Origin of the sequence: Kaistella sp. (assembly GCF_041824135.1) — a bacterium.
Lineage (GTDB): Bacteria > Bacteroidota > Bacteroidia > Flavobacteriales > Weeksellaceae > Kaistella.
The window spans coordinates 79,516-106,363 of record NZ_JBGZYM010000011.1; the positions used below are offsets into that span (position 1 = coordinate 79,516).

General features: G+C 36.8%; 25 protein-coding genes and 1 tRNA gene. 17 read left to right on the forward strand and 9 right to left on the reverse strand.

What is annotated here, in order from left to right:
- Positions 1-70: 70 nt before the first annotated feature.
- From ACEYOS_RS01195 to ACEYOS_RS01230, 8 genes are all read left to right on the forward strand, one after another.
- Positions 71-517, forward strand: a complete 447-nt coding sequence (locus ACEYOS_RS01195) for an HRDC domain-containing protein (protein ID WP_373710293.1) — start codon at positions 71-73, stop codon at positions 515-517.
- Positions 518-641: 124 nt separating this feature from the next.
- Complete coding sequence (locus ACEYOS_RS01200) at positions 642-1,124, forward strand: GNAT family N-acetyltransferase (RefSeq protein ID WP_373710292.1); 483 nt, start codon at positions 642-644, stop codon at positions 1,122-1,124.
- Between the two features lie 190 nt (positions 1,125-1,314).
- Positions 1,315-2,664: a histidine--tRNA ligase gene (gene hisS / locus ACEYOS_RS01205; RefSeq protein ID WP_373710315.1), complete on the forward strand. Its 1,350-nt coding sequence runs from the start codon at positions 1,315-1,317 to the stop codon at positions 2,662-2,664.
- A 72-nt stretch (positions 2,665-2,736) separates the two neighbouring features.
- A complete protein-coding gene (locus tag ACEYOS_RS01210) occupies positions 2,737-3,153 on the forward strand; it encodes an EamA family transporter (RefSeq protein ID WP_373710291.1) in 417 nt (138 codons plus the stop codon).
- The gene (locus ACEYOS_RS01215) at positions 3,153-3,944 is read left to right on the forward strand and encodes a class I SAM-dependent methyltransferase (protein ID WP_373710290.1); all 792 of its coding nucleotides are present in this window, start codon (positions 3,153-3,155) and stop codon (positions 3,942-3,944) included. The genes ACEYOS_RS01210 and ACEYOS_RS01215 overlap by 1 nt, the downstream gene beginning before the upstream one ends.
- An 82-nt stretch (positions 3,945-4,026) precedes the next feature.
- A tRNA-Ala gene (locus ACEYOS_RS01220) sits at positions 4,027-4,100 on the forward strand.
- A gap of 451 nt (positions 4,101-4,551) precedes the next feature.
- Positions 4,552-5,376 carry a helix-turn-helix domain-containing protein gene (locus ACEYOS_RS01225; RefSeq protein ID WP_373710289.1) on the forward strand — a complete coding sequence of 275 codons (825 nt, stop codon included), beginning with the start codon at positions 4,552-4,554 and terminating at the stop codon, positions 5,374-5,376.
- Between the two features lie 355 nt (positions 5,377-5,731).
- Positions 5,732-7,321: a T9SS type A sorting domain-containing protein gene (locus tag ACEYOS_RS01230; RefSeq protein WP_373710288.1), complete on the forward strand. Its 1,590-nt coding sequence runs from the start codon at positions 5,732-5,734 to the stop codon at positions 7,319-7,321.
- Between the two features lie 204 nt (positions 7,322-7,525).
- Here ACEYOS_RS01230 and ACEYOS_RS01235 read toward each other — a convergent pair whose 3' ends face one another.
- From ACEYOS_RS01235 to ACEYOS_RS01260, 6 genes are all read right to left on the reverse strand, one after another.
- The gene (locus ACEYOS_RS01235) at positions 7,526-8,542 is read right to left on the reverse strand and encodes a phosphotransferase enzyme family protein (RefSeq protein WP_373710287.1); all 1,017 of its coding nucleotides are present in this window, start codon (positions 8,540-8,542) and stop codon (positions 7,526-7,528) included.
- A complete protein-coding gene (locus ACEYOS_RS01240) occupies positions 8,527-9,447 on the reverse strand; it encodes an NDP-sugar synthase (RefSeq protein WP_373710286.1) in 921 nt (306 codons plus the stop codon). Before ACEYOS_RS01240 ends, ACEYOS_RS01235 begins: the two co-directional genes overlap by 16 nt.
- A complete protein-coding gene (locus ACEYOS_RS01245; RefSeq protein WP_373710285.1) occupies positions 9,434-10,822 on the reverse strand; it encodes a Gfo/Idh/MocA family protein in 1,389 nt (462 codons plus the stop codon). Before ACEYOS_RS01245 ends, ACEYOS_RS01240 begins: the two co-directional genes overlap by 14 nt.
- 267 nt (positions 10,823-11,089) lie before the next feature.
- The gene (locus ACEYOS_RS01250; RefSeq protein WP_373710284.1) at positions 11,090-12,766 is read right to left on the reverse strand and encodes a formate--tetrahydrofolate ligase; all 1,677 of its coding nucleotides are present in this window, start codon (positions 12,764-12,766) and stop codon (positions 11,090-11,092) included.
- Between the two features lie 155 nt (positions 12,767-12,921).
- Entirely contained in the window at positions 12,922-14,226 is a 1,305-nt protein-coding gene (locus tag ACEYOS_RS01255) for an NAD(P)/FAD-dependent oxidoreductase (protein ID WP_373710283.1), read from the reverse strand.
- A gap of 76 nt (positions 14,227-14,302) precedes the next feature.
- Positions 14,303-15,049: an SDR family NAD(P)-dependent oxidoreductase gene (locus tag ACEYOS_RS01260; protein WP_373710282.1), complete on the reverse strand. Its 747-nt coding sequence runs from the start codon at positions 15,047-15,049 to the stop codon at positions 14,303-14,305.
- A gap of 526 nt (positions 15,050-15,575) precedes the next feature.
- Here ACEYOS_RS01260 and uvrA point away from each other — a divergent pair.
- The 5 genes from uvrA to ACEYOS_RS01285 all read left to right on the forward strand — a co-directional run bounded on the left by uvrA (position 15,576) and on the right by ACEYOS_RS01285 (position 22,006).
- Positions 15,576-18,407: an excinuclease ABC subunit UvrA gene (gene uvrA / locus ACEYOS_RS01265; RefSeq protein ID WP_373710281.1), complete on the forward strand. Its 2,832-nt coding sequence runs from the start codon at positions 15,576-15,578 to the stop codon at positions 18,405-18,407.
- Between the two features lie 83 nt (positions 18,408-18,490).
- The gene (locus tag ACEYOS_RS01270) at positions 18,491-19,009 is read left to right on the forward strand and encodes a DUF421 domain-containing protein (protein ID WP_373710280.1); all 519 of its coding nucleotides are present in this window, start codon (positions 18,491-18,493) and stop codon (positions 19,007-19,009) included.
- 230 nt (positions 19,010-19,239) lie between these two features.
- Positions 19,240-19,737: an N-acetyltransferase family protein gene (locus tag ACEYOS_RS01275; protein WP_373710279.1), complete on the forward strand. Its 498-nt coding sequence runs from the start codon at positions 19,240-19,242 to the stop codon at positions 19,735-19,737.
- Between the two features lie 102 nt (positions 19,738-19,839).
- Complete coding sequence (locus ACEYOS_RS01280) at positions 19,840-21,414, forward strand: FAD-dependent protein (RefSeq protein WP_373710278.1); 1,575 nt, start codon at positions 19,840-19,842, stop codon at positions 21,412-21,414.
- A gap of 73 nt (positions 21,415-21,487) precedes the next feature.
- Complete coding sequence (locus tag ACEYOS_RS01285) at positions 21,488-22,006, forward strand: hypothetical protein (protein ID WP_373710277.1); 519 nt, start codon at positions 21,488-21,490, stop codon at positions 22,004-22,006.
- 55 nt (positions 22,007-22,061) lie between these two features.
- Here the strand turns inward: ACEYOS_RS01285 and ACEYOS_RS01290 are convergent, their stop codons facing one another.
- The 3 genes from ACEYOS_RS01290 to ACEYOS_RS01300 are packed head-to-tail and all read right to left on the reverse strand — an operon-like array spanning position 22,062 to position 23,269.
- Entirely contained in the window at positions 22,062-22,310 is a 249-nt protein-coding gene (locus ACEYOS_RS01290) for a hypothetical protein (protein WP_373710276.1), read from the reverse strand.
- Entirely contained in the window at positions 22,310-22,618 is a 309-nt protein-coding gene (locus tag ACEYOS_RS01295; protein WP_373710275.1) for a thioredoxin family protein, read from the reverse strand. Before ACEYOS_RS01295 ends, ACEYOS_RS01290 begins: the two co-directional genes overlap by 1 nt.
- Positions 22,619-22,630: 12 nt before the next feature.
- On the reverse strand, positions 22,631-23,269 hold the full coding sequence (locus tag ACEYOS_RS01300; protein WP_373710274.1) for a peroxiredoxin: 639 nt from the start codon (positions 23,267-23,269) through the stop codon (positions 22,631-22,633).
- Between the two features lie 145 nt (positions 23,270-23,414).
- On the opposite strand from ACEYOS_RS01300, the gene ACEYOS_RS01305 reads away from it, so the two are divergent.
- From ACEYOS_RS01305 to murA, 4 genes are all read left to right on the forward strand, one after another.
- Positions 23,415-23,912 carry a heme-binding domain-containing protein gene (locus ACEYOS_RS01305; protein ID WP_373710273.1) on the forward strand — a complete coding sequence of 166 codons (498 nt, stop codon included), beginning with the start codon at positions 23,415-23,417 and terminating at the stop codon, positions 23,910-23,912.
- On the forward strand, positions 23,912-24,322 hold the full coding sequence (locus tag ACEYOS_RS01310; protein WP_373739220.1) for a thiol-disulfide oxidoreductase DCC family protein: 411 nt from the start codon (positions 23,912-23,914) through the stop codon (positions 24,320-24,322). Before ACEYOS_RS01305 ends, ACEYOS_RS01310 begins: the two co-directional genes overlap by 1 nt.
- Before the next feature lie 501 nt (positions 24,323-24,823).
- The gene (locus ACEYOS_RS01315) at positions 24,824-25,465 is read left to right on the forward strand and encodes a DUF4290 domain-containing protein (RefSeq protein ID WP_373707482.1); all 642 of its coding nucleotides are present in this window, start codon (positions 24,824-24,826) and stop codon (positions 25,463-25,465) included.
- 2 nt (positions 25,466-25,467) lie between these two features.
- A complete protein-coding gene (gene murA / locus ACEYOS_RS01320; protein ID WP_373707483.1) occupies positions 25,468-26,775 on the forward strand; it encodes a UDP-N-acetylglucosamine 1-carboxyvinyltransferase in 1,308 nt (435 codons plus the stop codon).
- The last annotated feature ends 73 nt before the right edge of the window (positions 26,776-26,848 follow it).

The following is a 26,848-nucleotide window of genomic DNA, read 5'->3' on the forward strand; positions in this document are numbered from 1 at the left end:
TGAGCCGGATTTTATCCCGTGGAATTCGGCTTGCTCTTCTTTGAAAAATTAATGTTAAAAACACAATATCATGAAAGTCAAAATATTTAAAATAAGATTATCAGACGAATATATTTACGCTGACCAAAAAGTGCTCGACCGTTTTCTGCAGGAAAATAATGTACTTAAATACGAAACTGCCTTTGTAAAAGACGAAGAAAGTTATTGGTCGGTCGTTCTTTATTTTGAAGAATCGAAAGTGCAGGTCAATGAACCAAAACCAGAACGATACAGTGCAACACAGGAAGACCTTAGTCAGGATGAAATGAAAATTATGGATTCACTGAAATTATGGCGCTCCGAAAAAGCGAGAGAAAAGAGCCTTCCGGTTTATCTGATCGCGACCAACAAAGAATTGTTTTCAATTGCTAAATATAAACCTGCAAAAAAAGAAGAGTTGTTAGACATCAAAGGTTTCGGGAAATATAAAATCGAAAATTATGGTGAAGAAATCATTGAGATTTTAGAAACAGTTTAAAAACACAAACTCTATATATTTTTATAAAAGTCGAAGAAGTTTTTCTTTGGCTTTTTGATTCGTTAATTGATTAATGAAATTCTTTTTTGTGTTTTTATTACACCAATTTCTCTACTTTTATGGAATGGAAACTATTATTAGAAAAATTCAAAAATCAGATAATCAAAAATTAGCAACAATAATTCGCAGTTGCTTTCATGATTTTAAGGTTCCGACGCAAGGAACTGTTTATGAAGATCCAACGACAGATCATTTATACGAATTGTTTAGCGAAGAAAACTCAGCATTGTTCGTAGCAGAATTAGATGGTGAATTATGCGGCTGCTGCGGGATTTACCCCACCGAAGGTTTACCAGAAAACTGTGCAGAACTCGTTAAGTTTTATATTGATAAAGATTTTCGAGGAAAAGGTTTAGGCAAAAAATTAATGGAAGCAAGTATCGATTTTGCAAAAATATCGGGTTATGAATCCATTTATATTGAAAGTTTACCTGAATTTTCAACAGCAGTTTCCATCTACGAAAAACAGGGTTTTAATTACCTGGAAAAACCATTGGGCAATTCGGGACATAGCGGTTGCAACCTTTGGATGTTGAAATCATTATAGAAATCGATACAGTAATTTTTCTAAACTTTAAAAATTACCTGAAACCATTTTGCTGAAGTTTAAATATTGAATAAATGTCTTCAATTTTTCTTGCTCGAATATAACTTTCAATTCCCTATTTTTGCATTAAATTATGGTAAAATGCTTAAAGCAGATTACCAATTACTCATTACCAATTACTCATCAAGAAATGAAGCCCAGTTTAGCAAAAGGAACCCGCGATTTTTCTGCCGAAGAAGTTTACAGAAGAAAATTTATTACTAATATTTTACAGAAGAATTTTGAACTGTTTGGTTTCCAACCATTAGAAACACCAAGTTTCGAAAATCTTTCTACTTTAACCGGAAAATATGGAGAAGAAGGAGATCGCTTAATTTTTAAGATTCTGAATTCTGGTGATTACGCTTCCAAAACAAAAGATGAAGACTGGTCCTCTAAAAATTCGCAAAAACTTATCTCCCAAATTTCGGAAAAAGCATTACGTTATGATTTAACGGTTCCTTTCGCAAGATACGTTGCCATGAATCACGGACAAATGACTTTTCCTTTTAAGCGGTATCAAATTCAACCAGTTTGGCGCGCAGACCGTCCACAGAAAGGTCGTTTTCGTGAGTTTTACCAGTGTGATGCTGATGTTGTTGGAAGTGTAAGTTTGTGGCAAGAAGTAGAGTTGGTTCAATTGTATTTAAAGTCATTTGCTGAATTGAATGTTAAAGTTGTTCTTCATTTAAACAATAGAAAAATCCTTTCAGGCTTGGCAGAATTTGCCGGAATATCGGATCAGTTGATTGACTTTACTGTCGCGCTCGATAAACTTGATAAAGTTGGTAAGGAGGGCGTTGTTAAAGAACTTCTAGAAAAAAACATCAACCAAGACTCCATTGATAAATTAGATTTTCTCTTTACTCAAAGTGAAAATGCCCTGGAGAATTTAGCACAATTAAAAGAGAAATTCCAAGGTAACGAAATCGGAACGAATGGAGTAGAAGAGTTAGAATTTGTATTGACTCAATCTTTTGAATTAGGAATTTCCGAAGAGAGTTTAAAATTCGATATTACTTTAGCCAGAGGTCTTGATTATTATACCGGCGCCATTTTCGAAGTAAAAGCTACAGATGTTGCGATGGGTTCTATTGGTGGTGGCGGTCGATATGACAACTTAACCGAAGTTTTTGGCGTTAAAGATATTCCAGGAATTGGGATTTCTTTTGGTCTGGATCGAATTTATTTAGTGATGGAAGAACTCGATTTGTTTCCAAAAGATTCTGTAAAAACAGTACAATATCTTTTTGCCAATTATGGTGAACATGAATCTTTAGCAGCAATGAAAGTGATAGGACAATTGAGAGCAAAAGGAATTTCAGCAGAATTGTATCCAGAATCTGCAAAATTGAAAAAACAATTTACTTACGCTGAAAAGAAAGGTATTCCCAATCTGGTTTTCTATGGTGAGCAGGAAATTTCCGAAGGAAAAATTATCGTTAAGAATTTGAAAACGGGTGAACAGATCAGCCAGCCAACTGAAGAGTTTCTCGGCTAATCAAGAATTACTCTTTTCAACTTCAGAACTTCGATAAGTTTTCTTCACAATTAATTAATAAATTATTAAAAGATGTGGTGGATTTACGCTTTATTATCGGCTTTCTTTGCTGCACTAACCGCGATTTTTGCTAAAGTCGGCGTAGAGAATGTCAACTCGAATTTGGCTACGGCAATCCGAACAGTTGTCGTTTTGGTCATGATCTGGATGATCGTTTTCTTCCGAAATGAATACAAAGCGATCGGCGAATTGTCCCAAAGAAACTGGATCTTCCTCACCATCTCTGGATTTGCAACCGGATTTTCCTGGATCTTTTATTTTAAAGCTTTGCAAATGGGCGAAGTTTCAAAAGTAGCCGGAATCGATAAACTGAGTTTGGCGTTGACAATTATTTTCGCCGTCATATTTTTAGGAGAAACATTAACCTGGAAAACTGCGGTCGGAGCCACTTTAATTATCGCAGGAACTTTATTTTTAATCTGGAAATAATGGAAAACTATCTCGACATCAACCGTAAACTCTGGAATGCAAAAGTCGATTCGCATTTAAAATCTGATTTCTATTTTGTAGATGAATTTTTAAAAGGGCGAACTTCTTTAAATAGTATTGAACTCGAACTTTTAGGAGATCTAAAAGATAAAAAAATCCTGCATCTGCAATGTCATTTCGGACAGGATTCTATTTCACTTTCAAGATTGGGCGCAAAAGTTACCGGAATCGATTTGTCTGATAAAGCCATCGAAGCCGCAAGAGATTTAGCGGAAAAATGCGGAACAGACACCGAATTCATTGTTTCAGATGTTTACGATTTACCGAATGTTTTGCATCACAAATTCGACATCGTTTATACGACGTACGGAACCATTGGTTGGCTTCCCGATTTGCAAAAATGGGCAGAAGTGATTTCTCATTTTCTGAAACCTGATGGCAAATTAATTTTCGTAGAATTTCATCCTGTTGTTTGGATGTACGATAATGATTTCACTTTTGTGCAATACAGTTATTTTAATGATGAACAGATTGTAGAAACCAACGAAGGAACTTACGCAGATCGTAGCGCCGACTTGGCCAATGAAGAAGTCAGTTGGAATCATTCTCTCTCCGAAGTTTTTACAAGTTTGTTTGATGAGAATCTGCAACTGAAATCCTTTCGGGAATACAATTGGTCGCCTTATCCATGTTTCCGGCATATCGAAGAAATAGAAAAAGGTAAATATCAAATTCAACAGTTTGGAAACAAAATTCCTTTGGTTTATTCGCTCGTCGTAGAAAAAAAATAATCGCAAAGAATTCGGTTTTAAATCACAAAAATTTGTATCATTGCAATTCTGAAATTTACTTTGTAAAAATCAGAGTCCAAACGGGGGATTAGCTCATCTGGCTAGAGCGTTTGACTGGCAGTCAAGAGGTGGTCGGTTCGATCCCGATATCCTCCACAACCACTTATTTTACGATAAGTGGTTTTTTTATTCCTAGTTTTTGGGCGCACATTTCCGGCTTTCCACTGCAATTCCTCACGCCTTTTCTTTCCCAACGCTTGTTCCGGGATTTCCGTTGCAATCCGGGGCGCAATTTGGTTTTTTGTTCAGTTTCAATTATTGATTACCTTATAATTTATTTTTTATAAAGTATTTAATAATTTTTATAACTTTGATTTACAAATGTTTAACTGAGTTTATTTTTGATGATTTCTTGATTCTTTTAGAAGAAAATATTTTACATTTTAAGAAATACCATATGTAATTTGGTAGTTGTAGATTTCTTCAAACCGGTAAAAAGTAGAAACAATAACTGATTTTTGATTTGTTGAAATAACAGGAATGATTTTTTTTGACTGATCAAAAGTTCAGCCGCTTAAAATTGACTATTGAACTTAAAATAAACGGTATGTTTTCGATTTATTTCAAACCTCATCCCGCGCTCTCAGAATATGTAGAAACCATCTGCATCATGGGACATACATTTAAGTCTGGCGATTTTCTGTTGCCAACTTACACCTACATGCCAACGCACACCAGATTTCTCTGCTTTTATTTGGGCGATCCGATCAAAGTAAAAAAAGGAAATTCTGCTTTTGAAAAACGGGCACGTTCAATTATTATTGGTCCGCAACTCACACCCGTAACTCTAGATCTCGGTAAAAATCACTTAAATCTCGTTGTTATTTTAAAACCCGGCGGACTTTACCGACTGCTTGGTATTCCTTTAAAAGAAATAGTCGATTGCGATTTCGATGCAAATCATCTGATCGGAAATGAGGTCGGCGAAGTGACTGAACATTTACTGAATGCTCCAACCAACGAAAGCAAAAATGATGTCATCCAAAAGTATCTGCTTGCCAAAGTTTTAAAATTAAAAGCGGCTCTTCCCATCGATTTGGCAATGTCGCAGTTGGTCATGTCACGCGGAAATTTGTCAATGGATTCGCTGGCAAAAAAAGCCTGTTTAAGCGTTCGGCAGTTAGAACGTCAATCTTTGGAGCGCATTGGTTTGTCTCCCAAATATTTTGCGCGGATGATCCGCTTTTCAGAAGCCTACAAATTCAAGGAGCGCAATCCACACATCTCCTGGACGCAGATCGCCCACTTATTTGGCTACTATGACCAAATGCATTTGATCCGCGATTTTCACCATTTCGCCGGTGTTAACCCGAGCATGCTTCGGGAAGAAGAACTTTTACATTCTGTGCGTTTCAATGCATTGGACCTGTAACTTTGAAATTTTTTGAAACGAAATGTGTTCCCGCTTTTTAATAAGGAAAGTGGGTTTTTTTTTGTGAAAAAATTTAAATCAAAAAAGAAATATTGAACTTCCCATTCTCTCACTATCGGTCCGAGCTATTTTATCGACAGAACATATTTAGAAATTAAATAACATTTTAAAAATGAATTGGATAACATCTTTGATTGCTTTTTTAAAGAAGTGAGTTTTCAGATAAGATGTCGCATTTGTACTATTTTATAGCATGGTCGGGAACCTATATTTGAATTTAATTAAGATAAACTTCTTGTACTTAAAAGAATGAAGCTTACCAAACGCCAACCATTAACCATCTAATACCATGACCATGAAAACATTAATTACTCTTTTTTTGTGTGCCTGCACCATTCAGTGCTACAAAACACAAACGACTGACGGTCCCGGCCGAGTTTACGTAGAGCCTACCGCAGAAATAAAAAAACTCGAAATGCAGGAATCGGATCTTAAAATGTCAGGCGATCTCAATGCTTTAAGAACAAACAGACTTGGTCAAATCGCGGCCTGGCAAAAAATTGATCCCGAAAAAGCTGCTGAATTTAAACCGATAAATAGTGATCAGTCAGGAAACAGTTCCGCTACTGGATCCTCACGGTCTTTTGATGAATCTCAAAACAATCCTGTCGGAAAAAACAGTGCGGATGTACAGGTCAATGATTTTTTCGCTAATGATGGAGTGGATATGGATACCGCTTTGAATGGAGATATCTACGTAGGTTCTTTTATTAAAAAAATAGGATCTGGTCAGAACTTTGACGAGATCTATATTTATAAGTCTACCAATAATGGCTCCAGTTTCTTTTTGTGGGGCACGGCAAATGTACCCGACAAAATCTTAAAAATGAAACTTTCGCTTATGGATAGCGGCCCCACTAAATATCTATTTACGACCTATAGTTCTGAAGGCGGATCCCTGAAAACATTACGTTTCAATTTGGCAGGGGGACCCTTAAATGCTGAAACGATTACGACCGGTGTAAAAGATTTCGATATTGATGTTGATTACGGTTTTGCCGCTGCCGCTCAACTTTATGCCGTCTATATTAAATCAGACAATGCACTGTATTCTGCCAGAAGTGTTGCAAACAGTACAGGGTTTGGTTGGAGCGATGAACATCCTTTTAGTGTTGCTGCCGAAGAATGTGCATTTACATACGGCAAGGGAAGTACATTCGTATCTTATGTTGGATTTTTTACGGGCAACCATTATTTTGCACCTAATTCGGGATACAATAATCCTACAGGTTGGCAACCTTTCCAAACTTTGCAGGAAGGTACCGTCAATGAATCACATTATATTACGTTGCGGGCGGAAAGAAAACCTTATGGCAGTTATCGAGTGGTATCCATTGCGTCACGAAGAGCACCTGTCGGAAATGGTCCTCTAATCGGACGAGCTGATATCGTAAGTTATAACGGAACGTCAAGTAGAGCACTTGCGACAGCACCCGATAATAACAGTATAGTGAGTTGGCATTCCTGGGCGCCAAAAGTAGATGGAAGTACGACCATCAAAACATCATTCGTTATCCAAAATGCCAGAGACCTTTATACCATTGATTATAATAACGGAAATTGGGTGTATTCAGATGTGATTTCTGATCAATCTGCATTGTCTTTCCCGAATGGCTCAGCAGTCGCAGGTGATGGCAATAATAATACGATCGCAATCTATTGCAGTGGTGAACTACCAACCGGCGTATTTTTTGATACGAGCCGGTCCGCCTTAGGAGTTAGCGAGAACGTTAAATCCCGTCTCTCATTTTATCCTAATCCTGTAGAATCGATGTTGACCTTAAATTCAAAATCAAAAATCACCAACATCATTATTTATGATATGGCAGGTCAAAAGATCAGAAGTTTCCAGCCTAATTCAAAAAGTTCTGTTATAAATCTGTAAGATCTAATTCGAGGGATTTACATCATGCAAGTGAATATTAATGGTGCGGTAGAAAATCATAAATTGATTAAAAAATAGTAAAAAAGGTAAAAACTAATAACCATTTAATTACAAAACGGGGACGAAGCCTGTAGATGGACTTTCGTCTCCATTTTTTTAATCAGATTCTGAAAAAATAAATTGATATGAAATCCGAAAAATTGATTAATTAAGAAAGAGTTGCAATCCTTTCAACAAATTAATTTGGTTCTTCGTTCGATCTAAATTCTGTAAATCATATTTTACAGAATAATAAATATCGTGATTAAGATAATCAGTCAGAAACCGAACCGCCTGAATATAAGTGATCAGTTGTGCTGCATAATCCAGATTTTCTAATTCGATTGGAGTTAAAGTTTCTTTCAAATAAAACAGAAATCCATCTTTAACAGCGACATAATTTTCAGCGTCAAAATTATCGCTCACAGAACCTTCATCTTCATCACTATTATTAGTGTATGAACGAATCATATCGCCGAAATCATACAGAATCGTTCCGTTCATCATCGTATCCAAATCGATAACTGCAATCGCTTTATTTTCGTTATCGAAAAGAATATTACTGATTTTTGGATCAGCGTGAATAACTCGATTTGGCAAAGATTCTTGGTTTTGTAACTCAATCCATTTTTCCGGAAGTGAAAGATATTCCAGAATAAAATTAATTTCTTTTTCTGCTGTTTTTTTTCTTTCTGTTTCTTGGATTAAAGCCGTTTTAAAATCATTAACTCGCTTTTCAAAATTAATAAAATCAGGAAGTGTTTCTTCTAAAATGATCTGTTCCTGATTGATGATCTTATAAAATTCGCTCAAACATTTTGTGGCCTCAAAAGCGATTTCTGTCGAAGAAGGTTTCAGAAAAGTTACCGAGTTCTCCAGATATTCCAACATTCTCCATGTTTTATTATTTTTTTCAAAAAGTAAATCATTCGATAAAGTTGGAATTATTTTCACCGTCTTTTTAGAATAACCAGAACGATCTAAAATCTCATTAATCTTCAAATGATTGTTTTGAATGGCATTCGGATTTTTGAAAATAAACGTATTGATCTGTTGCAGAATAAATTTTCCACTTTCCGTTTCGACCAAGAAAGTATGATTGATCAAACCATTCTCAATCGGCATAATTGATAGAATTTCTACTGAACCTAAAAACTGGTTAACGATTATTTTTGGGTCCATAGATCTTCGGTGTAAATGTTATTAGCAATTTTCTGCTTTAAAAATTCCTGAAGTTCTACTTTATCTTCTGGGTAGGTTACGCCTTTCCATTGTTCCGGCGAAATCTCTACTGAGACTTCGATTTCTTTATTTTGAATTAAAGAATCGATTACGGCTGGTAAATAAATTTCGTCTGTATTTTCAGGTTTGTCCGCGATAAATTGATCAAATTCTATTTTTAAAAATTTAAAGATTGAAGGATTCAAAATCCAGAAATTCATCGACATCAAAAGATTTGGTTCTAATCCATATTTATTATTTTCTTTATCACTGTAAAAAATAGAATTTTCTTCTTCAGAAATGTTGGTCAATTCATTAATAGAAACCAGTTTATTCTTTTCATCAACTTCACATCTACCGCGCGAAACACTTCCGTTTTTACTCAACGTGTTTTTTAATGGATACAAAACGGCAGCGTAATTTTCATCATCAATTTTTTCTTCATTGATGAGGTTTGCCGCTATTTGATAAACTTCAGTTCCGTAATAATCATCTGCATTAATAACGACGAAATTTTCTTTCACCACTTTTTCTGCACACAAAACCGCATGAGCCGTTCCCCAGGGTTTGGTTCTTTGTTCTAATAAATTTTCGTCAGAAACAAAATCATTTTTATCCTGAATAATCCAGTGGAATTCTATGTTTTTAGACACAAGAATTCCTGAAACTCGCTCAATATAACTTTCAGGAATCGATTCATTAATAATGAAAACTATTTTCTTAAAACCCACTTTTATCGCATCGAAAATAGAATATTCGAGCAACGTTGCATTGTTCGGAAGAATGCCGTCAATTTGTTTTAAACCCTGATAGCGACTTCCAAAACCTCCCGCTAAGATGACGATTGATTTTTTAGAATTCTCCATCAAATCCGAATACTGGTTTTCTGGTTTTCCATTTTCCTTTGGTGAAATCCGGGATTTCCACGACCGTATTTTTCTCGATAGATTCCTCGCTTAAAGGCGTAATTGCATACCAAGTTGCCAAATCATAAACATCCATCGGGAATTCTACATTTCGCTTAATACATTCGATGAACGTATTGATGACGAAGAAATCCATACCGCCATGTCCAGCGCCTGCAGTTTTCGATTCGTAGTTGGTCCACAGTGGATGATCGTTTTCTTTCAACCATTTTTCACTATTATCCCATTTGTGAGAATGATTCATCAATCCTTCAAAATAAATATGTCCCTGACTAAATCCTCCCGACCCGAAATCCTGCCAAATACCTTTGGTTCCCTGAACTTTGAAACCAAGATTATAAGGTCGTTGTAAACTCGTATCGTGGGTCAATAAAATGGTTTCTCCATTTGCACAGGCAATTTGAGTCGTGACCACATCTCCCATTTTGAATTCTACTTTTGCATTCGGGTGATCTTCACCACCTTTTGGATGGTTGACGATATAATCATGCAAACCTTTGGCTTTACTCGAAAATGAAGATAATCTCGTCAGGCGGTTTCCGCGGTTCACATCGAACATAATTCCAACCGGACCAATTCCGTGGGTCGGATATAATTCGCCATTTCTTTTAACATTATGCTCCGTTCTCCATTGTGCTTCACTAAATCCTTTTTCGCCAAATTCTACTCCGGAATTATAAGGAGTTACGCCATCATTAAATAAAACGCCGCGCAGATCGTGCAGATATCCGCCTTGTCCGTGGATCAATTCACCGAACATTCCTTTTCGAACCATATTTAAAATGGACATTACATCTCGTCGGTAACAAACATTTTCCATCGCAAAAATCGGAACTTTAGTTTCCTCATAGGCTTCAACGTAATCCCAGCAGTCCTGTAACTTTAACGCTCCACCAACTTCCATTCCCACAATTTTCTTGGCTTTCATGGATTCAATTCCCTGAATTTTATGCCATTCCCACGGCGTGGAAATAATCACTGCATCCAGATTTTTCATTTTCAAAAGATTTCTGTAATCGTAATCGCCATTGGAAAATTCTTGTGCCGCAGGTCTGCCGTTTTTAAGTAAAAGATCCTGTGCTCCTTTCAGCATTATTTTTTGAGGATCAGCGAAAGCAACAATTTCTACATCGTCCCTTTTTGCGAGAACATCGATGTGGTTTTGTCCACGCATTCCAACTCCAATCAAACCAACGCGTACTTTTTGTGCGAATGGTTTGTTGCCTTCGTAGGCGAATAAAGAATTGGGAACGATGAGTGCACCAAATCCGAGGGCAGACATTTTTAGAAAGTTCTTTCGACTGATACTATCCATAATTTCATTTTTACTTCTTACAAACTTAAATAAATTTTGAATAATTTTTGTGATTATCAGAGAAGATTTAAATCCATGTTGAAATTAAAAAATTGAAATAGTACTGCTTATAAATAAAGAATTCGCCAATATCTCTAATTATATCTTAAAGAAGTTGGCGAATTAATAGTATAACATGATAATGAAATGTAACCACAAAGATCACAAAAGATGAAATTATAAATGCGTATACCTCTTGTGGTTTAAAAATTCAATAATAGTTTTGAATTAACTCAAGCCCGTTATTTTTCCATTCTTGTCGATGTGCATTCCTTCCGCTGCCGGAACGTTAGGTAAACCTGGCATTCTCATCATATCGCCCAAAATCGGAATAATAAACCCTGCACCAGCAGCGAATTCAAACTCCCGAACGGTAATTTTGAAGTTGGTTGGTCGTCCGATTTTGGTTTCATCGTCACTTAGAGATTTTTGTGTTTTCGCCATACAAATAGGCAGTTTGTCGAAATTTAAATCATAAATAGTCTTCAGTTGATTTTTCGCTTTTTGAGAATAAACAACTGATTCTGCACCATAAACTTCCTTAGCAATCGTTTCAATTTTGTGTTCTACAGAATCTTCTACGTTGTATAATGGTTTAAAATCGTTCCCACAGTCAGCAGCACAACGAACAACTTCCTCGGCCAGTTCGATCATTCCGTCACCTCCTTTTGTAAACTCATCTGCAACAATTGCTTTCACATTTAGTTTTGCGCACTCACTTATTAGAAATTCAATCTCTTCCTGAGAATCGGTCGCGAAATGATTAACGGCAACGATTGGCTGCATTCCGAATTTTAACGCGTTCTCAATATGTTTCTCCAGATTTTCAAATCCATTTTTTAGACATTCTAAATTCGGATTTTCGTATTCTCCTTTTTTCGCACCACCATGATACCTTAGAGCGCGAATGGTTGCGACAATCACGTAAGCATCAGGTTTCATTTTACCATAATGACATTTAATATGCAGGAATTTTTCCGCACCTAGATCTGCTCCGAATCCCGCTTCTGTTACCACATAATCTGCTAGAGAAAGTCCTGCTTTAGTTGCGATAATCGTATTGGTTCCTTGCGCAATATTAGCAAAAGGTCCGCCGTGAAGAATCGCTGGATTGCCTTCTAAAGTCTGAACAAGATTTGGTTTAATCGCATCTTTTAGTAAAATTGCCATGGCATTTTCTGCCTTTAAATCTCTGGCAAAAATTGGTTTTTTATCAAAAGTAAAACCAACAAAAATATTTCCTAATCTGTTTTTCAGATCTTCGAAGTCACTGCTTAAACATAAGATCGCCATCACTTCACTCGCTGGTGTAATATTGAAACCTTCTTCCCGCGTAATTCCATTATTCGAACCACCTAAACCAACGATAATGTGGCGAAGAGAACGGTCATTCATATCCATCACTCTTTTCCAGGTAATTGTTCTTGGATCAATATTTAAAGTGAATTTTTTGTTCTGTAAATTATTATCAATCAAAGCGGACAATAAATTATTCGCTTTTTCAATCGCCGAAAAGTCACCGGTGAAATGCAGATTAATATCTACCATGGGAATGAGTTGCGCATAACCACCACCAGCAGCGCCACCTTTAACGCCAAAAACCGGACCCAGCGACGGTTCTCGTAAAACCGCTATTGATTTTTTTCCAATCTTACATAAACCATCATTCAAACCGACAGAAACCGTGGTTTTTCCTTCACCGGCTGGCGTTGGATTAATGGCAGTAACTAAAATCAGTTTTGCCTTTTTAATTTTTTCTTCATCGATGTATTTTAAAGGAATTTTGGCTTTGTATTTTCCGTAGTATTCCAGGTCATCATGATCAATGCCTACTTTATCAGCAATGTTTTTGATCAATTGAATGTCGGCGGATTCTGCAATTTCTAAGTCGGTTGGGAAACTCATATTCTGGTATTTTTGATTCACTCAAATTTAGTGGAAATCAATTTTTAAATAAAATTTTCGATGATGCTTTATGTCAGGAGTTCCTTTTTTATAAAGAAGAATAGCTAATCTTTCAATCAGCTATTCTTTAGTTCATATTTTTTTTAAAAAAAACTTTATATCTTTTCTGTCTCAGTCTCGTCTGCTTTGTTTTGCCGAGTTTCTCCGACCATCAGGCCTTGAGATTGTCCAGAACCAAAGTAAGCACCCGTCCAGTTGATCATGGTTCGTAGTCTGTTTCGATAGTTGATGAGCAGGAACAAGTGAATAAATAGCCAAGCGAACCAGGCAAGCCAACCTGTTAAGGTCGTTTTCGGAAAGGTAAGATCGGCAGTCGCTCTGCTTTTTCCAATAATTGCCATTGTTCCTTTATCATTGTAAATAAATGGTTTGAGATCTTCTAAAGAGTTATTGGCTATCGCTACCAGATTCTTGGCCAAATTAATTCCCTGTTGTTCGGCAACACTGCCTAATTGAGGATGTCCTTTTGGGAAGTCCGGATCGGCCATTTGAATGCACGCATCACCAATCGCGAAAATATTAGCGGTGTTTTCAACTTTATTAAATTGATCAACGATAAGTCTACTTCCTCGACCATACCATTCATCATCGAGACCTTTAAATTTTATTGCCGTCACACCGGCAGTCCAGATCAAAGTTTTAGTTTCAATAACGTCGCCATCTTTGAAATAAACTTTATCATCTTTAAAATCTGAAACCAATTTGTTTAGTTTCACGGTGACGCCCATTTCTTCCAAACTTTCCTTGGTGTATTTCTGTGATTTCTCGCTCATCGGTGGCAATACCGTTGGCGCACCATCGACCAAATAAAGATGTAAAGGTTCATTTTTAATTTCGGGATAAATTTCAGAAAGCACACGGCTGCGCATTTCAGCGATCATTCCGGCCACTTCGACGCCTGAAGGTCCGGCACCGGAAATAACAATATTCCGGATCTTTCTTTTTTCTTCTTCGTCGGTGGAGTAAGTATATTTTTCAGCCTGTGAGATCAAAAAGTTTCGAATCTTAACCGCATCGTCGATGTTTTTCATCGGAAGAGAATTCTTTTTAATATTCTCCATCCCGAAATAATTAGCTTCTGTGCCTGTTGCCATCACTAAAAAATCGTAGGACAATTCACCGGTCGAAAGTTTTACTTTATTTAAATCAGGCATGATTCCCTCCAATTCGCCTAAGCGAAAATGCAGGTTTTTATTTCCTTTTAAAAGTGTGCGAAACGGAATTGAAATACTGGAAACATCAAGCATTCCGGTGGCGACCTGATAGAGTAAGGGTGGGAAAAAGTTATAGTTATTTCTGTCAACGAGTGTGACCTGAACTCCTTTCTTACCACCCATTTTTCGCGCCAGGTTGATCCCGGCAAATCCACCTCCAATAATTACAATTTTTTTATCTTTCATATTCTGTTTTTTATAATTCTGCTTTTCGAGATACCCGAATTCTTTAAAAAAAATTTGAAGTACCCAAAAGTAGCATTTATCTCAATTTAATATCGCCGCCATCTGCCATAAGCGTCTGCCCAGTCATGTACTGGCTGTCGTCACTCAATAAAAAAGCCACGATAGGTGCAATATCTTTTTTTGGATCTCCGAAATGATTGAGTGGGATATGTGCCGCTATTTGATCATATTGCTCGGGACTGCTTTTTTTCCATTTCTCAACGCCTTCAGTTAAAGCAAGTGGGCAAACGACATTAACTCTTATATTATCTCTCCCCCATTCGGTTGCGGCGACACGACTTAAACCCCGAATGGCTTCCTTTGCTGCAGCGTAACTTGCCTGTCCCGATTGTCCGTTCAGCGCCGCTCCGGATCCAAAATTGACTACAGATCCTTTTGATTTTTTTAATTCAGGATAGGCAGCTTTCATAAAATTCAGCGTTGCATTAAAGCCAGTTTCAAAAGATAAAGACCAATCTTCTACGGTCAGTTCGATCAGTGGTTTTTGTCTCGAGGCGTGCGCATTATTCACTAAACCTGTCAGTTTTCCGAAAGTTGATAAAGCTAATTTTACGGCTTCTATCGCTACAGATTCTTTGGATACATCTCCGTTTAGAAAGACAATCTGAGTAGGGTTTTCCAGTACTTTTTGCTGTCCTGCTTCTTCATTGATATCAACTGCAATGACAGAGGCGCCACGTTGAGTTAGTACGGTTGTAATTGCGCCACCAATTCCAGATGCACCTCCTGTTACGATGATCACTTGCTCTTTTAAATTTTCCATATTGTTTTACTTTTATTTTAGTATAAAGAATGGTTTCTGATAATTCATCCCCGTGGAAATAAATCCTATTTTTTAAAAATTATTTATACAAAGGTGCTGTTAATTAACCTTTTATGCCATGATTAAATGTATGGACTTCATGTTGATATGGATGATTCGCAGGAATTTAACGAATGTAGTATCACGATAATTGCAAATCAGGTGATTCAAGACACAAGATATATCAGAGTCATTTTTGTTAAGTTCTTATTTCTTTAGCTAAATCTACACCACTTTAAACCTTATTGATATCAAATTTTTCGGCAATATTTTTGATATTGGAAAGTCTGCGAATTCTGCGATTTTAAAATCAGTAAATAATTTCAATATCTGATGTTTTTAATTCAAATACAAAAGGTTAAAAGCCAATTTCAGGTTATCATTTTTTAGTTTTAGCTAATTACAAATAAGAATTCTTACTTTATTATCCTCTAAAAAATCCGTATTTTTGCAGAATTCCAAAAATTGAAATTTTGGAACATTTAAAATGGAAGACCCTAAAGAATATATAGAAGTTTACGGCGCTCGTGAACACAATTTAAAAAATATCGATGTAAAAATTCCCCGCAATGAACTGGTAGTAATCACCGGACTTTCAGGAAGTGGGAAATCATCATTGGCTTTTGATACGATCTTTGCGGAAGGTCAGCGGAGGTATATTGAAACTTTCTCTGCCTACGCCCGACAGTTTTTGGGTGGTTTAGAAAGACCCGATGTTGACAAGATCGACGGACTTTCACCAGTAATCGCCATCGAACAGAAAACGACCAATAAAAATCCACGTTCTACAGTAGGAACGGTGACTGAATTGTATGACTTTTTACGTTTGCTTTTCGCTAGAGTTTCAGATGCGTACTCTTTAACAACTGGGCAGCGGTTGGTAAGTTATACCGAAGAACAGATTTTAGAAGCCATCAAACTCAATTATAAAGGAGAGAAAGTAATGTTATTGGCGCCAGTTGTTCGTTCCCGTAAAGGACATTACCATGAGCTTTTTGTGCAAATGGCTAAGAAAGGATACGGACAAGCCAGAATTGATGGTGAGATTTTGGACATTGAATACGATTTAAAACTCGACCGCTACAAAACCCACGACATCGATATCGTCATTGATCGCTGGATCATTGGTGAAAGTGCGTCTGAAACCCGCATGGAACAATCATTGAAAACTGCGTTGCACATGGGTGAAGGCGTGATTGGAATTCAAAAACTCGCAAGTTCAACGATCGAATATTTTTCTAAAAATTTAATGGACGCCGACACCGGACATTCATTGGCATTACCAGAACCAAATACCTTCTCGTTCAACTCTCCAAAAGGAAGTTGTCCGTATTGCAAAGGTTTAGGAACGGTAAAAAAAGTAAACACTGACTATTTTGTTGAAAACCCTAAGCTTTCGATCAATCAAGGTGGTTTACGTCCGCTGGAAGATATCAAATCGAACAAATGGATTCTGGGTCAAATTAAAAATATCTTAGAAATTTATGGGCTTTCATTAGCGACGCCGATGAAAGATATTCCGAAAGAAGCCCTGGATTTTATCTATAACGGTTGTCACAAAGAATTCAATAAAGATTTAAAACTGGCCGGAATCAATAAAAAAATTAAAGTCAATTTTGATGGACTGATTTCCGTAATAAATGAGCTGATTGATGATAAAGAAAGCTACGATGCTACTTTGTTGGAACGCCACTTCACGACCGAAGAAACTTGTCCGGACTGTAATGGAACGCGATTACAGGCATCGAGTTTAAGTTTTAAAATCGATGGAAAAAATATCGCAGAGATCAATGCTTTATCACTTTTAGATTTAAAAGAATGGTTGATCCAGGTAGAAGATAAATTCAATAAGAATAACAAAATCATTGCGCACGAAATTCTGAAAGAAATCAAAACCAGACTTCAGTTTTTGCTCGATGTTGGTCTAGACTATTTGAGTTTGAGCAGAAGTTCAAGAACGCTTTCTGGTGGTGAATCTCAACGGATTCGTTTGGCTACCCAAATCGGCTCACAACTCGTAAATGTGCTTTACATTTTAGATGAACCGTCAATTGGATTACATCAGCGAGATAACGAAAGGTTGATTGCTTCTTTGAAAAATTTGCGTGATATCGGCAATTCTGTTATCGTGGTCGAACATGATAAGGACATGATTATGGAAGCCGATGAGGTTTTAGATATTGGTCCAAGAGCTGGGAAATTTGGTGGTGAAATACTTTGGCAGGGAAAACCAAAAGATTTATTGAAAGCCGACACCATTACTGCCGATTATATGACGGGAAAACGGAAAATTGAAATTCCGGAAGTTCGAAGAGAAGGAAATGGGAAATCATTAATTCTAAAAGGTGCGACTGGTAATAATCTGAAAAATGTGAATTTGGAAGTTCCTCTTGGAAAGCTCGTTGTAGTAACGGGAATTTCGGGAAGTGGAAAATCTTCTTTGATTAATGGAACCTTGTATCCGATTTTAAATCAGCATTTTTATAGAGCGGTAAAAGATCCTTTGCCCTACAAAAAATTGGAAGGAATTGATAATATCGACAAAATTGTAGATGTTGATCAAACACCAATTGGTAGAACACCACGTTCGAATCCAGCGACTTATACGGGAATGTTTACGGATATTCGGAATTTGTTTGCGGAACTTCCAGAGTCTAAAATCCGGGGTTACAAAGCAGGACGATTTTCGTTTAATGTAAAAGGCGGACGCTGCGAAACTTGTCAGGGTGGTGGTTTGAAAGTCATTGAAATGAATTTCCTGCCCGACGTATATGTTCATTGTGAAACTTGTAATGGGAAAAGATTTAACCGTGAAACTTTAGAAGTTCGGTATAAAGGAAAATCAATTTCTGATGTGTTGGAAATGACGATTGATGAAGCTACAGAATTCTTTCAGCCGATTCCCAAGATTTATTCGAGAGTAAAAACCATGCAGGATGTTGGTTTAGGATATATCACGATGGGTCAACAATCTACAACCTTGAGTGGTGGAGAAGCTCAGCGTATTAAATTGGCCACAGAATTATCGAAGAGACAGACCGGAAATACTTTATACATTCTTGATGAACCAACGACAGGATTACATTTTGAAGATGTAAAAGTCTTGATGGACGCTATTAATAAATTGATCGATTTAGGAAATTCTTTCATCATTATTGAGCACAATTTAGATGTGATTAAACTGGCAGATCATATCATCGATATTGGACCTGAGGGTGGATACCGAGGTGGAGAAATTATCGCTAAAGGAACTCCGGAAGAGGTAGCCAGATCTAAAAAATCTTTGACGGCTAAGTTCTTGAAGAGAGAATTAAATTAGATAAAAATATTTTTAAATCAAAAACCGAATGTGATGTTCGGTTTTTTTATTTTCTTTTACTTTGTAGTATAAAACTGAAAATAATGAATCCTTTTCTAGATGTTGCTTTACGCAGTCTTGCGGTCTATCTTTTCATGTTTGCTGCCATTCGCGTTTTTGGGAAAAACCAATTGTCGCAGCTCAATGCGGGTGATATTGTTTTGCTTTTATTGATTTCGAATGCGGTACAAAATGCAATGGTGGGTTCTAATGTTAGTTTAGAAGGAGGATTGGTTGCAGCATTTGTTTTATTTGGTGCAAATTTTATCGTGAAGAAAGTGATTTTTAAAAATCCAAGAATCAAAAGTTTGGTAGAATCTGATCCCATAATTTTAATTAAAGATGGAATTGTAGATAATATTAAAATGAAGGAACAGGAGATTGATTTTGATGAACTGGAAGAAGCTGTTCGCGAACATGGCGTTGAAAAAATAGCGGAGGTGAAATTAGCGGTTTTAGAAGTCGATGGAAATATCAGTGTAATTTCAATGGATAAGGAAAATGGTTCTACTATATTTACACGACGCCATCGGAAGTTCCCTAGAAAAAGCCATAAATATTAAACTCAATTATGTTCGTGCTTTACCGGAAGGAAAATAAATTAAATATCAGTGTTCTAAGCCACAAAGTCACAAAGGTTTATTCATGAAAGTTTAAAATATTCCCTGCAAAGAGAACATGAAGTTTTGAAAATCTATAGATTTTCTCTTTTGTGAACTTTTATTGTAATTTTTGTGAAGTATTCTTTTGTGACTTTGTGGTTAAAAAAAATAACATGTTTAATAATATAAAAATGAATTACGAAATACGACCAATGCGTCCGGAAGATGGCGAGAAAGTTTTAGAAATTTTTCAACAGGGAATCAACGGTGGAAATGCGACCTTCGATAAAGTGGCGCCGACTTGGGAAGCTTGGGATACCAAGCATTTTAATCTTTGCCGTTTTGTTTTAGAGGATGAAAATAATGAAGTCGTTGGTTGGTGTGCTTTGCAGCCAATCAGTAATCGGGATTGTTTTAAAGGCGTGGCAGAAGTAAGTATTTATCTGGATGGTTCCGTTCAGGGAAAAGGTTTGGGAACGGTGATGATGAAAAAATTAATTTTGGATAGTGAGGAAAACCAGTTCTGGACTTTACAAGCGGGAATTTTTCCAGAGAATTTCGTGAGCGTAAAAATTCACGACAAGCATGGATTTAGAGTGGTCGGAACCCGCGAGAAAATAGGAGAGATGAATGGTCAATGGCGAGATATCGTTTTATTAGAACGAAGAAGTCGAGTGGTGGGAATTTAATGTTAACCACACTATTTTTATTGCCTAAAAAAGCAGAAATTTGCAAACTGAAGAATTTGAGTTGATCAGAATCTTTTAAAACTTTGTCCTTAATTTTATTCAATGCCGAAAGAATTTCAATTTCAAGTATCACCTGAAGCTGCTGCCAACGAAGAGTTGTTAACACAACAAGTTGCAAAAAATTTAAAAATCAGTCCGAAGGATATTCAGAAAGTAGTCGTTTTGAAACGCTCTTTTGATGCCCGACAAAAATCTGTAAAAGTTAATGTAAAAGGAAATGCTTTTTTAATTGATGAAGATTATACTCCTGGTCAAATTGAATTGCCCGATTATCAGAATGTTACCAATAAACAAGAAGTAATCGTGGTCGGTGCCGGTCCGGCGGGATTATTTGCAGCATTACAACTCATCGAACTCGGATTGAAACCAATCGTTTTAGAGCGTGGAAAAGATGTTCGTGGTCGTCGTCGTGATCTGAAAGCGATCAATGTAGATGGCATCGTCAATGAAGATTCGAATTACTGTTTTGGCGAAGGTGGAGCCGGAACGTATTCGGATGGAAAATTATATACACGATCAAAAAAGCGTGGCGATATTGATCGGATTCTCGAGCTCTTTGTTGCTTTTGGAGCGACACCTGATATTATGGTAGATGCGCATCCACATATCGGTACCAATAAATTACCTCAAATTATTCAGGACATTCGGGAAAAAATTATTGCTTGTGGTGGCGAAGTTTTATTTGAAACTCGTGTCACTGATTTTCTGATTAAAAGTAACGAAGTTCAAGGCGTCGTTCTTCAAAATGGAAACACCATTTCTGCCAATAAAGTTATTTTAGCAACCGGACATTCGGCACGTGATATTTTTGAATTGCTTCATAAAAAGAATATTCTGATTGAAGCCAAACCTTTTGCGTTAGGAGTTCGAGCAGAACATCCACAGGAATTAATTGATAAAATTCAGTATTCATGCGATTACCGTGGTGAGTTTTTGCCACCAGCACCATACTCTGTAGTAAAGCAAGTGAACAGTCGTGGAATGTATTCCTTTTGTATGTGTCCGGGCGGGGTGATTGCGCCGTGTGCGACGAGTCCGGGAGAAGTAGTCACTAATGGATGGTCACCTTCTAAAAGAGATCAGTCAACGGCCAATTCAGGAATTGTAGTTGAATTAAAATTAGAAGATTTTAAACCGTATCAAAAATTTGGGCCTTTAGCCGGAATGGAATTTCAGAAAGCGATCGAGCAAAAAGCCTGGCATTTAGCTGGCGAAACTCAAAAAGCTCCCGCACAAAGAATGGTCGATTTTACACAGCACAAAATTTCTCAAGATATTCCAAAAACATCTTATGTTCCCGGGACGACTGCTGTGGAAATGGGTGAAGTTTTTCCAGGCTTTTTAAGTCAAATTATGCGTCAAGGTTTTATAGAATTTGGAAAATCAATGAAAGGTTATTTGACGAACGAAGCAATTTTACACGCGCCAGAAAGTAGAACTTCCTCACCCGTTCGTATTCCAAGAGATCATTATTCATTGGAGCATCTTCAGATTAAAGGATTGTATCCGTGTGGCGAAGGTGCAGGTTATGCAGGCGGAATTATCTCTGCGGCGATTGATGGAGAAAAATGCGCTTTGAAAGTAGCTGAAAGTTTATCCTCAACTGTATCCTTATAATAGCATTCTTTTATGAATTTAATAGTTTGGCACTGTTATGGAAATGTAGCTGATAACTTTTAAATTTAATACAATGAATAATTTATCGAAAATACTTTTAGGTGCAGGGTTAGCGGTTACGCTGGTTTCTTGCGGTGCAGTTCAGGATCAGTACGGAAATAACAACGGAAACAATTATCCAAATAACGGAACCAATAACGGAACGGTTTACAGAGCCAATGACGGACAGGTTTACAGAAGAGGCGACGTGTATCGGGATCGAAATGGGAATGTTTACCAAAACGGTAGAGTAGTAAGAACGGGTGATGTTTACGGAAAACCTGGAATTTTAGGTAGAAATGGAAATCAAACGGTTTACTATCCGAACCAAAATAGAAGAAATTTACCGCCGGGACAAGCCAAAAAGATTTATGGTGGAAATGCCAAGGATTATGCGAAAGGTCAACAGAATAAAAGAAACAATCAGTGGAAGAAATATGATGATGACAATGATGATCGTAACGATGACCGAAGAAAAAGACAATATAAAGAGTATAAAAAGCAGAACAATAGCAAATACTATAAAAAAGGAAAAGATCGTGATGACGATTAAAATAAAAAAGGCGGGAAATAATTTTCCCGCCTTTCTTCTTCATTTTTACTAAATACTACTTATCGATCGAGCCTAAAACTTTTTTTGCAAAAGAATTAAGGGCATCTCTTTCTACCATTCCGTTCGCAACATTTGCATGAACTTCGAGTGCGCCACAGATATTGGTAATCAATTCTCCGGCAACATTCAAGTCTTCTTCAGTTGTTCCTCTGAATTCTGTAAATGCTTCAATAACTTCTAATGTTTTCTCTAAATTTTCAACAGTTTGGGTTTGATAAAACTGTCTGATTACAGGTAATTTCATTAGTTCAGTTCTTTAAAAAGATTAATAAGACTTTCTGCCTGATTCGATTGAACCTGATTCACCAATTCCCCATTTTTAAAAATTGCAAATGTTGGTAAATTATCTACCGTTGCTAATTTTCTACTTTCAGGTAATTTCTCTGCATCAACATATAGAAAAGGAATATCTTCATTTTCCGCCGCCAATTTTTTGAATTTAGGTTTCATGATCCGGCAGTTTCCACACCATGTTGCACCGTATTGTACAACCACTTTATCATTGTCTGCTACAATTTGTTGTAACGTATCTTCCGCTAATTCTGTGTACATAATTCTTTTTTTTTAGTTGGAGTGAGAAGCTAAATATTCTGCAGTCGAAGTTCTGTTGGCTTGCATCGCATCTTTTCCTTCTTCCCAGTTTGCAGGACAAACTTCACCGTGTTTCTGAACGTGCGTATAAGCGTCGATCAATCTTAAAAATTCTTTCACATTTCTTCCTAAAGGCATATCATTTACCGCTTCGTGGAAGATTTTTCCTGTTTCATCAACTAAATAAGTTGCTCGATAAGTCACGTTTGATCCTGTGAAAGATTCGTTTCCTTCTTCATCATAGTCAAAATCCTGATCAACAATTCCTAAGATATTGGCTAATTGTCTGTGCGTATCTGCTAAGATCGGGTATGTAACGCCTTCGATTCCTCCGTTGTCTTTCGCAGTGTTTAACCACGCAAAGTGTACTTCATTGGTGTCACAAGAAGCACCGATCACTTTGGTATTTCTTTTTTCAAATTCTCCTAAAGCCTCTTGGAATGCGTGAAGTTCTGTTGGACAAACAAAAGTAAAATCTTTTGGATACCAGAATAAAAGAACTTTTTGTTGGTTCTTAGTTGTTTCTTCAAAGATGTTGATTTTTAAATCATCACCCATTTCTGACATTGCATCAATTGCGATGTTTGGGAATTTTTTTCCTACTAATGACATAATATTGTTTTTTTTATTTTACTTGTGCAAATCTATAAAGTTTTTATCAATCATAAAAACTTTTTCGATTTATAAAATCTATAACAGCTACAGGTTTTTCTCATTTAAAATTAAAGTTATAAATTCACAAAACAAAATTTTCTTCATGAAAAAAATACTGATAATTATCATTGTAGCCTTCGTTCTGATTCAATTTTTTCCCATTGATAAAAATAATCCAGCTGCTACGCCAAAAATGGATTTCTTACAAATTAAAGCTACTCCGGAAAAAACGGCAACTTTAATTCGAAATGCCTGTTATGACTGTCACAGCAATGAATCGAAATATCCTTGGTATTCGAACGTGCAACCTTTTGGATGGTTTTTAGCAGATCATATTAAAGAAGGACGTAAAGAATTAAATTTCTCTACTTTTGCGACTTATGAAAAAAAGAGACAAGTCAAAAAATTGAAGGAAGCCGCTGAAATGATAGAGAAAGGTGAAATGCCACTGGATTCTTATGTGCTTGCTCATCCAGAAGCAAAGCTAAGTGCGGCTGACAAAAAAGTAATGATTGAGTATTTCAAATTCATGGAAAACGATACCAGAATTTTAAATGATATCCCAACTGGGCTTGAGAAATCTGATTTCAAAATTAAATAATGACCAACGTCAATACCAATAAATACTATGTTTTCTACGATGGAGAATGTGGTTTTTGTAATTTCTGGGTGCACTGGATCTTAAAAAAAGATGTAAAAAATCAATTTCTATTTGCCTCCTTACAATCTGAATTTGGACAGCAGTTTCTAAGTGAAAGAAATTTAGAATTAAAGAATCTGGATACGCTGTATCTTTGGAAACCAGAAAAATATTATTTGCAAAAGTCCCAAGCGGTTTTCAAAATTTCTGAAGTGATCGGTGGACTATATACCTTGCTGTCGTATTTCAGATATATCCCAACTTCACTCACTGATTTTTTCTACGATAGAGTAGCGGCAAACCGAAAGAAACTGGCTGCAGGCGCGTGTGAAATCCCGACGGCGGAAGAGCGGAAGAAATTTGTATCTTAGATTATAGATCACTGTGCTGGTAGATCAAAGATGATAGACCGCTTCGCTGTTAGATGAAAGATAATAGACCTTATTGTAATGAGTTCGTTTTTCATAATCATTTTTTTTTACGATCAATAGGAGCGGTCTTTAGCCGATTTAATATCGGGGATTTTCCACTGGCTTTAGCCGAAACTTACTTGATCAAGGTCAAATGTTTACTCTAATATTCCTTAATTTCATTTTTAAAATGGATTTGAATTGTTGTTCAGGTTTGCGTGAGGGCGTAGGCGGAAATCCTTTTTTTTCGAACTCTTCTTTTCAAATAAATTCTGTCAAAAAAAAGATTGATTCAATTTTTTATATATTTTTATTTGAATCATCGAAGCTCGTTCCTCGTTTTGTGAGCGAAGACCGACCCGAAGTAGCTTCAGCGAAAGTGATGGCAACGAAGGGGCACGCCCAAAAAAATATTCAGACAACTAAAACTATTAACCTTAACAAATTCTTATATTTGCACTTATGGAATATAATACTAGCAAAACGCAACTCCAAATGCCGGAATACGGCCGAATTATACAGCAGCTTGTTGAGCGTTGTCAGGAACTCGAAAATAGAGACGAGCGTAACGAAATGGCCGTGGCGATTGTAGATTTCATGGGACAAAGAAATCCACAGCTTCGAGACGAATCGAACTATAAACATAAACTTTGGGATCATCTTTTTATTTTGGCGAAGTATGATTTAGACGTTGATTCGCCTTATCATATTCCGACGCCTGAAGAAATGCAGGTGAAACCTAAACGAATGGAATATCCGAAATTACAGGGTGATTTTAAATTTTACGGAAAAAGCATTTTACAGTTGATCGATAAAGCGATTGAACTGGAAGCTGGTGACGAAAAAGACGCGTTGATCCAGGTGATCGCGAACAATATGAAGAAATCTTATAATGTTTACAATAAAGAACATGTACAGGATGAGGTTATTTTCCGTCATTTAAAAGACCTTTCGGAAAACCGTCTGGATTTAACTGTTTTAGATTCTTTGGAGAAAAGTAAAATTTATTATGCGACCAACCGAAGCAATAAATCAAACCCAAGACATCAACCTAAAACTCAAAATAACAGAAAGAATTTTCAAAACAATAAAAACCGGAAATAAGAATGAGCGGAAGTTTTCAAATTAGAGGAGGAAAAAAACTGCATGGTGAAATTACACCGCAAGGGGCTAAAAACGAGGCGCTTCAAATTTTGTGTGCAGTCTTGTTGACGGATGAAGAAGTTCGCGTAAAGAACATTCCGGATATTCATGACGTTAATCGGTTGATAGAAATTCTGGGTGATTTCGGTGTAAAAGTGACCAAAAATGGACATGGTGATTATACGTTTCAGGCAGATGCAGTCAACTTTGATTATATAAAATCCGACGATTTTAAACAAGATGGTGCGAAACTTCGAGGTTCAGTAATGTTATTAGGTCCAATGCTTGCCAGATTTGGAGAAGCTTACATGCCAACTCCGGGTGGTGATAAAATCGGGAGACGGCGATTGGATACCCATTTCCAGGGATTGGTAGAATTGGGTGCAGAGTTTCATTATGATGAAAAAGAATATTTTTATACATTAAAAGCAAAAGAACTTCACGGTAAGTTTATTTTGTTGGAGGAAGCTTCCGTCACTGGAACGGCCAATATCGTAATGGCTGCCGCGTTGGCGAAAGGCAAAACCAAAATTTACAATGCGGCTTGCGAACCTTATTTGCAGCAATTATGTAAGATGCTCAATAGAATGGGAGCGAATATTTCAGGTATTGGTTCTAATTTATTGACTATTGAAGGTGTTACCCATTTGCGCGGAACAGAACATACGATGCTTCCTGATATGGTGGAAATCGGTTCCTGGATTGGTCTTGCAGCGATGACGAAATCTGAAATTACCATTAAAAATGTCAACTGGAATGAATTGGGAGTGATTCCAAATACCTTTAAAAAATTAGGAATTCAATTAGAGAAAAGAGGCGATGATATCTTTATTCCGGCTCAGGAAAATTATACGATTCAGAAGTTTATTGATGGATCGATTCTGACGGTTTCCGACGCTCCCTGGCCAGGATTTACACCCGATCTACTTTCGATCATTTTGGTTGTTGCAACCCAAGCGAAAGGAACGGTGTTGGTTCATCAAAAAATGTTTGAATCCCGTTTGTTCTTTGTTGATAAATTAATTGATATGGGCGCGCAGATCATCTTGTGTGATCCGCACAGAGCGACTGTTGTTGGCTTGAATCATGAATATCCACTACGCGGGACTACAATGATTTCGCCAGACATTAGAGCAGGAAATGCGTTGTTGATCGCAGCGCTTTCCGCGGAAGGAACATCAACTATTCATAACATCGAACAGATTGACCGTGGATATGAAAACATCGATGGACGATTGAAAGCAATTGGTGCTGATATCGAAAGGATTTAATTCTAGTAAAGTTCTGAATTGGGCGATGATTATGATTGCCACGATTTTACGATAGTTACTTGCTTGTATTGAG

What these genes read in the sequence shown, in the direction of transcription:
- ACEYOS_RS01225 (WP_373710289.1), top strand. Translation starts at nt 4,552, where the DNA reads ATGTTTTCGATTTATTTCAAACCTCATCCCGCGCTCTCAGAATATGTA.
- ACEYOS_RS01310 (WP_373739220.1), top strand. Translation starts at nt 23,912, where the DNA reads ATGACCAACGTCAATACCAATAAATACTATGTTTTCTACGATGGAGAA.
- murA (WP_373707483.1), top strand. Translation starts at nt 25,468, where the DNA reads ATGAGCGGAAGTTTTCAAATTAGAGGAGGAAAAAAACTGCATGGTGAA.
- ACEYOS_RS01235 (WP_373710287.1), bottom strand. Translation starts at nt 8,542, where the DNA reads ATGGACCCAAAAATAATCGTTAACCAGTTTTTAGGTTCAGTAGAAATT.
- ACEYOS_RS01315 (WP_373707482.1), top strand. Translation starts at nt 24,824, where the DNA reads ATGGAATATAATACTAGCAAAACGCAACTCCAAATGCCGGAATACGGC.
- ACEYOS_RS01280 (WP_373710278.1), top strand. Translation starts at nt 19,840, where the DNA reads ATGCCGAAAGAATTTCAATTTCAAGTATCACCTGAAGCTGCTGCCAAC.
- ACEYOS_RS01245 (WP_373710285.1), bottom strand. Translation starts at nt 10,822, where the DNA reads ATGGATAGTATCAGTCGAAAGAACTTTCTAAAAATGTCTGCCCTCGGA.
- ACEYOS_RS01275 (WP_373710279.1), top strand. Translation starts at nt 19,240, where the DNA reads ATGAATTACGAAATACGACCAATGCGTCCGGAAGATGGCGAGAAAGTT.
- ACEYOS_RS01295 (WP_373710275.1), bottom strand. Translation starts at nt 22,618, where the DNA reads ATGTACACAGAATTAGCGGAAGATACGTTACAACAAATTGTAGCAGAC.
- ACEYOS_RS01195 (WP_373710293.1), top strand. Translation starts at nt 71, where the DNA reads ATGAAAGTCAAAATATTTAAAATAAGATTATCAGACGAATATATTTAC.
- ACEYOS_RS01210 (WP_373710291.1), top strand. Translation starts at nt 2,737, where the DNA reads ATGTGGTGGATTTACGCTTTATTATCGGCTTTCTTTGCTGCACTAACC.
- ACEYOS_RS01250 (WP_373710284.1), bottom strand. Translation starts at nt 12,766, where the DNA reads ATGAGTTTCCCAACCGACTTAGAAATTGCAGAATCCGCCGACATTCAA.
- ACEYOS_RS01260 (WP_373710282.1), bottom strand. Translation starts at nt 15,049, where the DNA reads ATGGAAAATTTAAAAGAGCAAGTGATCATCGTAACAGGAGGTGCATCT.
- ACEYOS_RS01270 (WP_373710280.1), top strand. Translation starts at nt 18,491, where the DNA reads ATGAATCCTTTTCTAGATGTTGCTTTACGCAGTCTTGCGGTCTATCTT.
- ACEYOS_RS01215 (WP_373710290.1), top strand. Translation starts at nt 3,153, where the DNA reads ATGGAAAACTATCTCGACATCAACCGTAAACTCTGGAATGCAAAAGTC.
- ACEYOS_RS01255 (WP_373710283.1), bottom strand. Translation starts at nt 14,226, where the DNA reads ATGAAAGATAAAAAAATTGTAATTATTGGAGGTGGATTTGCCGGGATC.
- ACEYOS_RS01305 (WP_373710273.1), top strand. Translation starts at nt 23,415, where the DNA reads ATGAAAAAAATACTGATAATTATCATTGTAGCCTTCGTTCTGATTCAA.
- ACEYOS_RS01290 (WP_373710276.1), bottom strand. Translation starts at nt 22,310, where the DNA reads ATGAAATTACCTGTAATCAGACAGTTTTATCAAACCCAAACTGTTGAA.
- hisS (WP_373710315.1), top strand. Translation starts at nt 1,315, where the DNA reads ATGAAGCCCAGTTTAGCAAAAGGAACCCGCGATTTTTCTGCCGAAGAA.
- ACEYOS_RS01200 (WP_373710292.1), top strand. Translation starts at nt 642, where the DNA reads ATGGAAACTATTATTAGAAAAATTCAAAAATCAGATAATCAAAAATTA.
- ACEYOS_RS01285 (WP_373710277.1), top strand. Translation starts at nt 21,488, where the DNA reads ATGAATAATTTATCGAAAATACTTTTAGGTGCAGGGTTAGCGGTTACG.
- ACEYOS_RS01300 (WP_373710274.1), bottom strand. Translation starts at nt 23,269, where the DNA reads ATGTCATTAGTAGGAAAAAAATTCCCAAACATCGCAATTGATGCAATG.
- uvrA (WP_373710281.1), top strand. Translation starts at nt 15,576, where the DNA reads ATGGAAGACCCTAAAGAATATATAGAAGTTTACGGCGCTCGTGAACAC.
- ACEYOS_RS01240 (WP_373710286.1), bottom strand. Translation starts at nt 9,447, where the DNA reads ATGGAGAATTCTAAAAAATCAATCGTCATCTTAGCGGGAGGTTTTGGA.
- ACEYOS_RS01230 (WP_373710288.1), top strand. Translation starts at nt 5,732, where the DNA reads ATGAAAACATTAATTACTCTTTTTTTGTGTGCCTGCACCATTCAGTGC.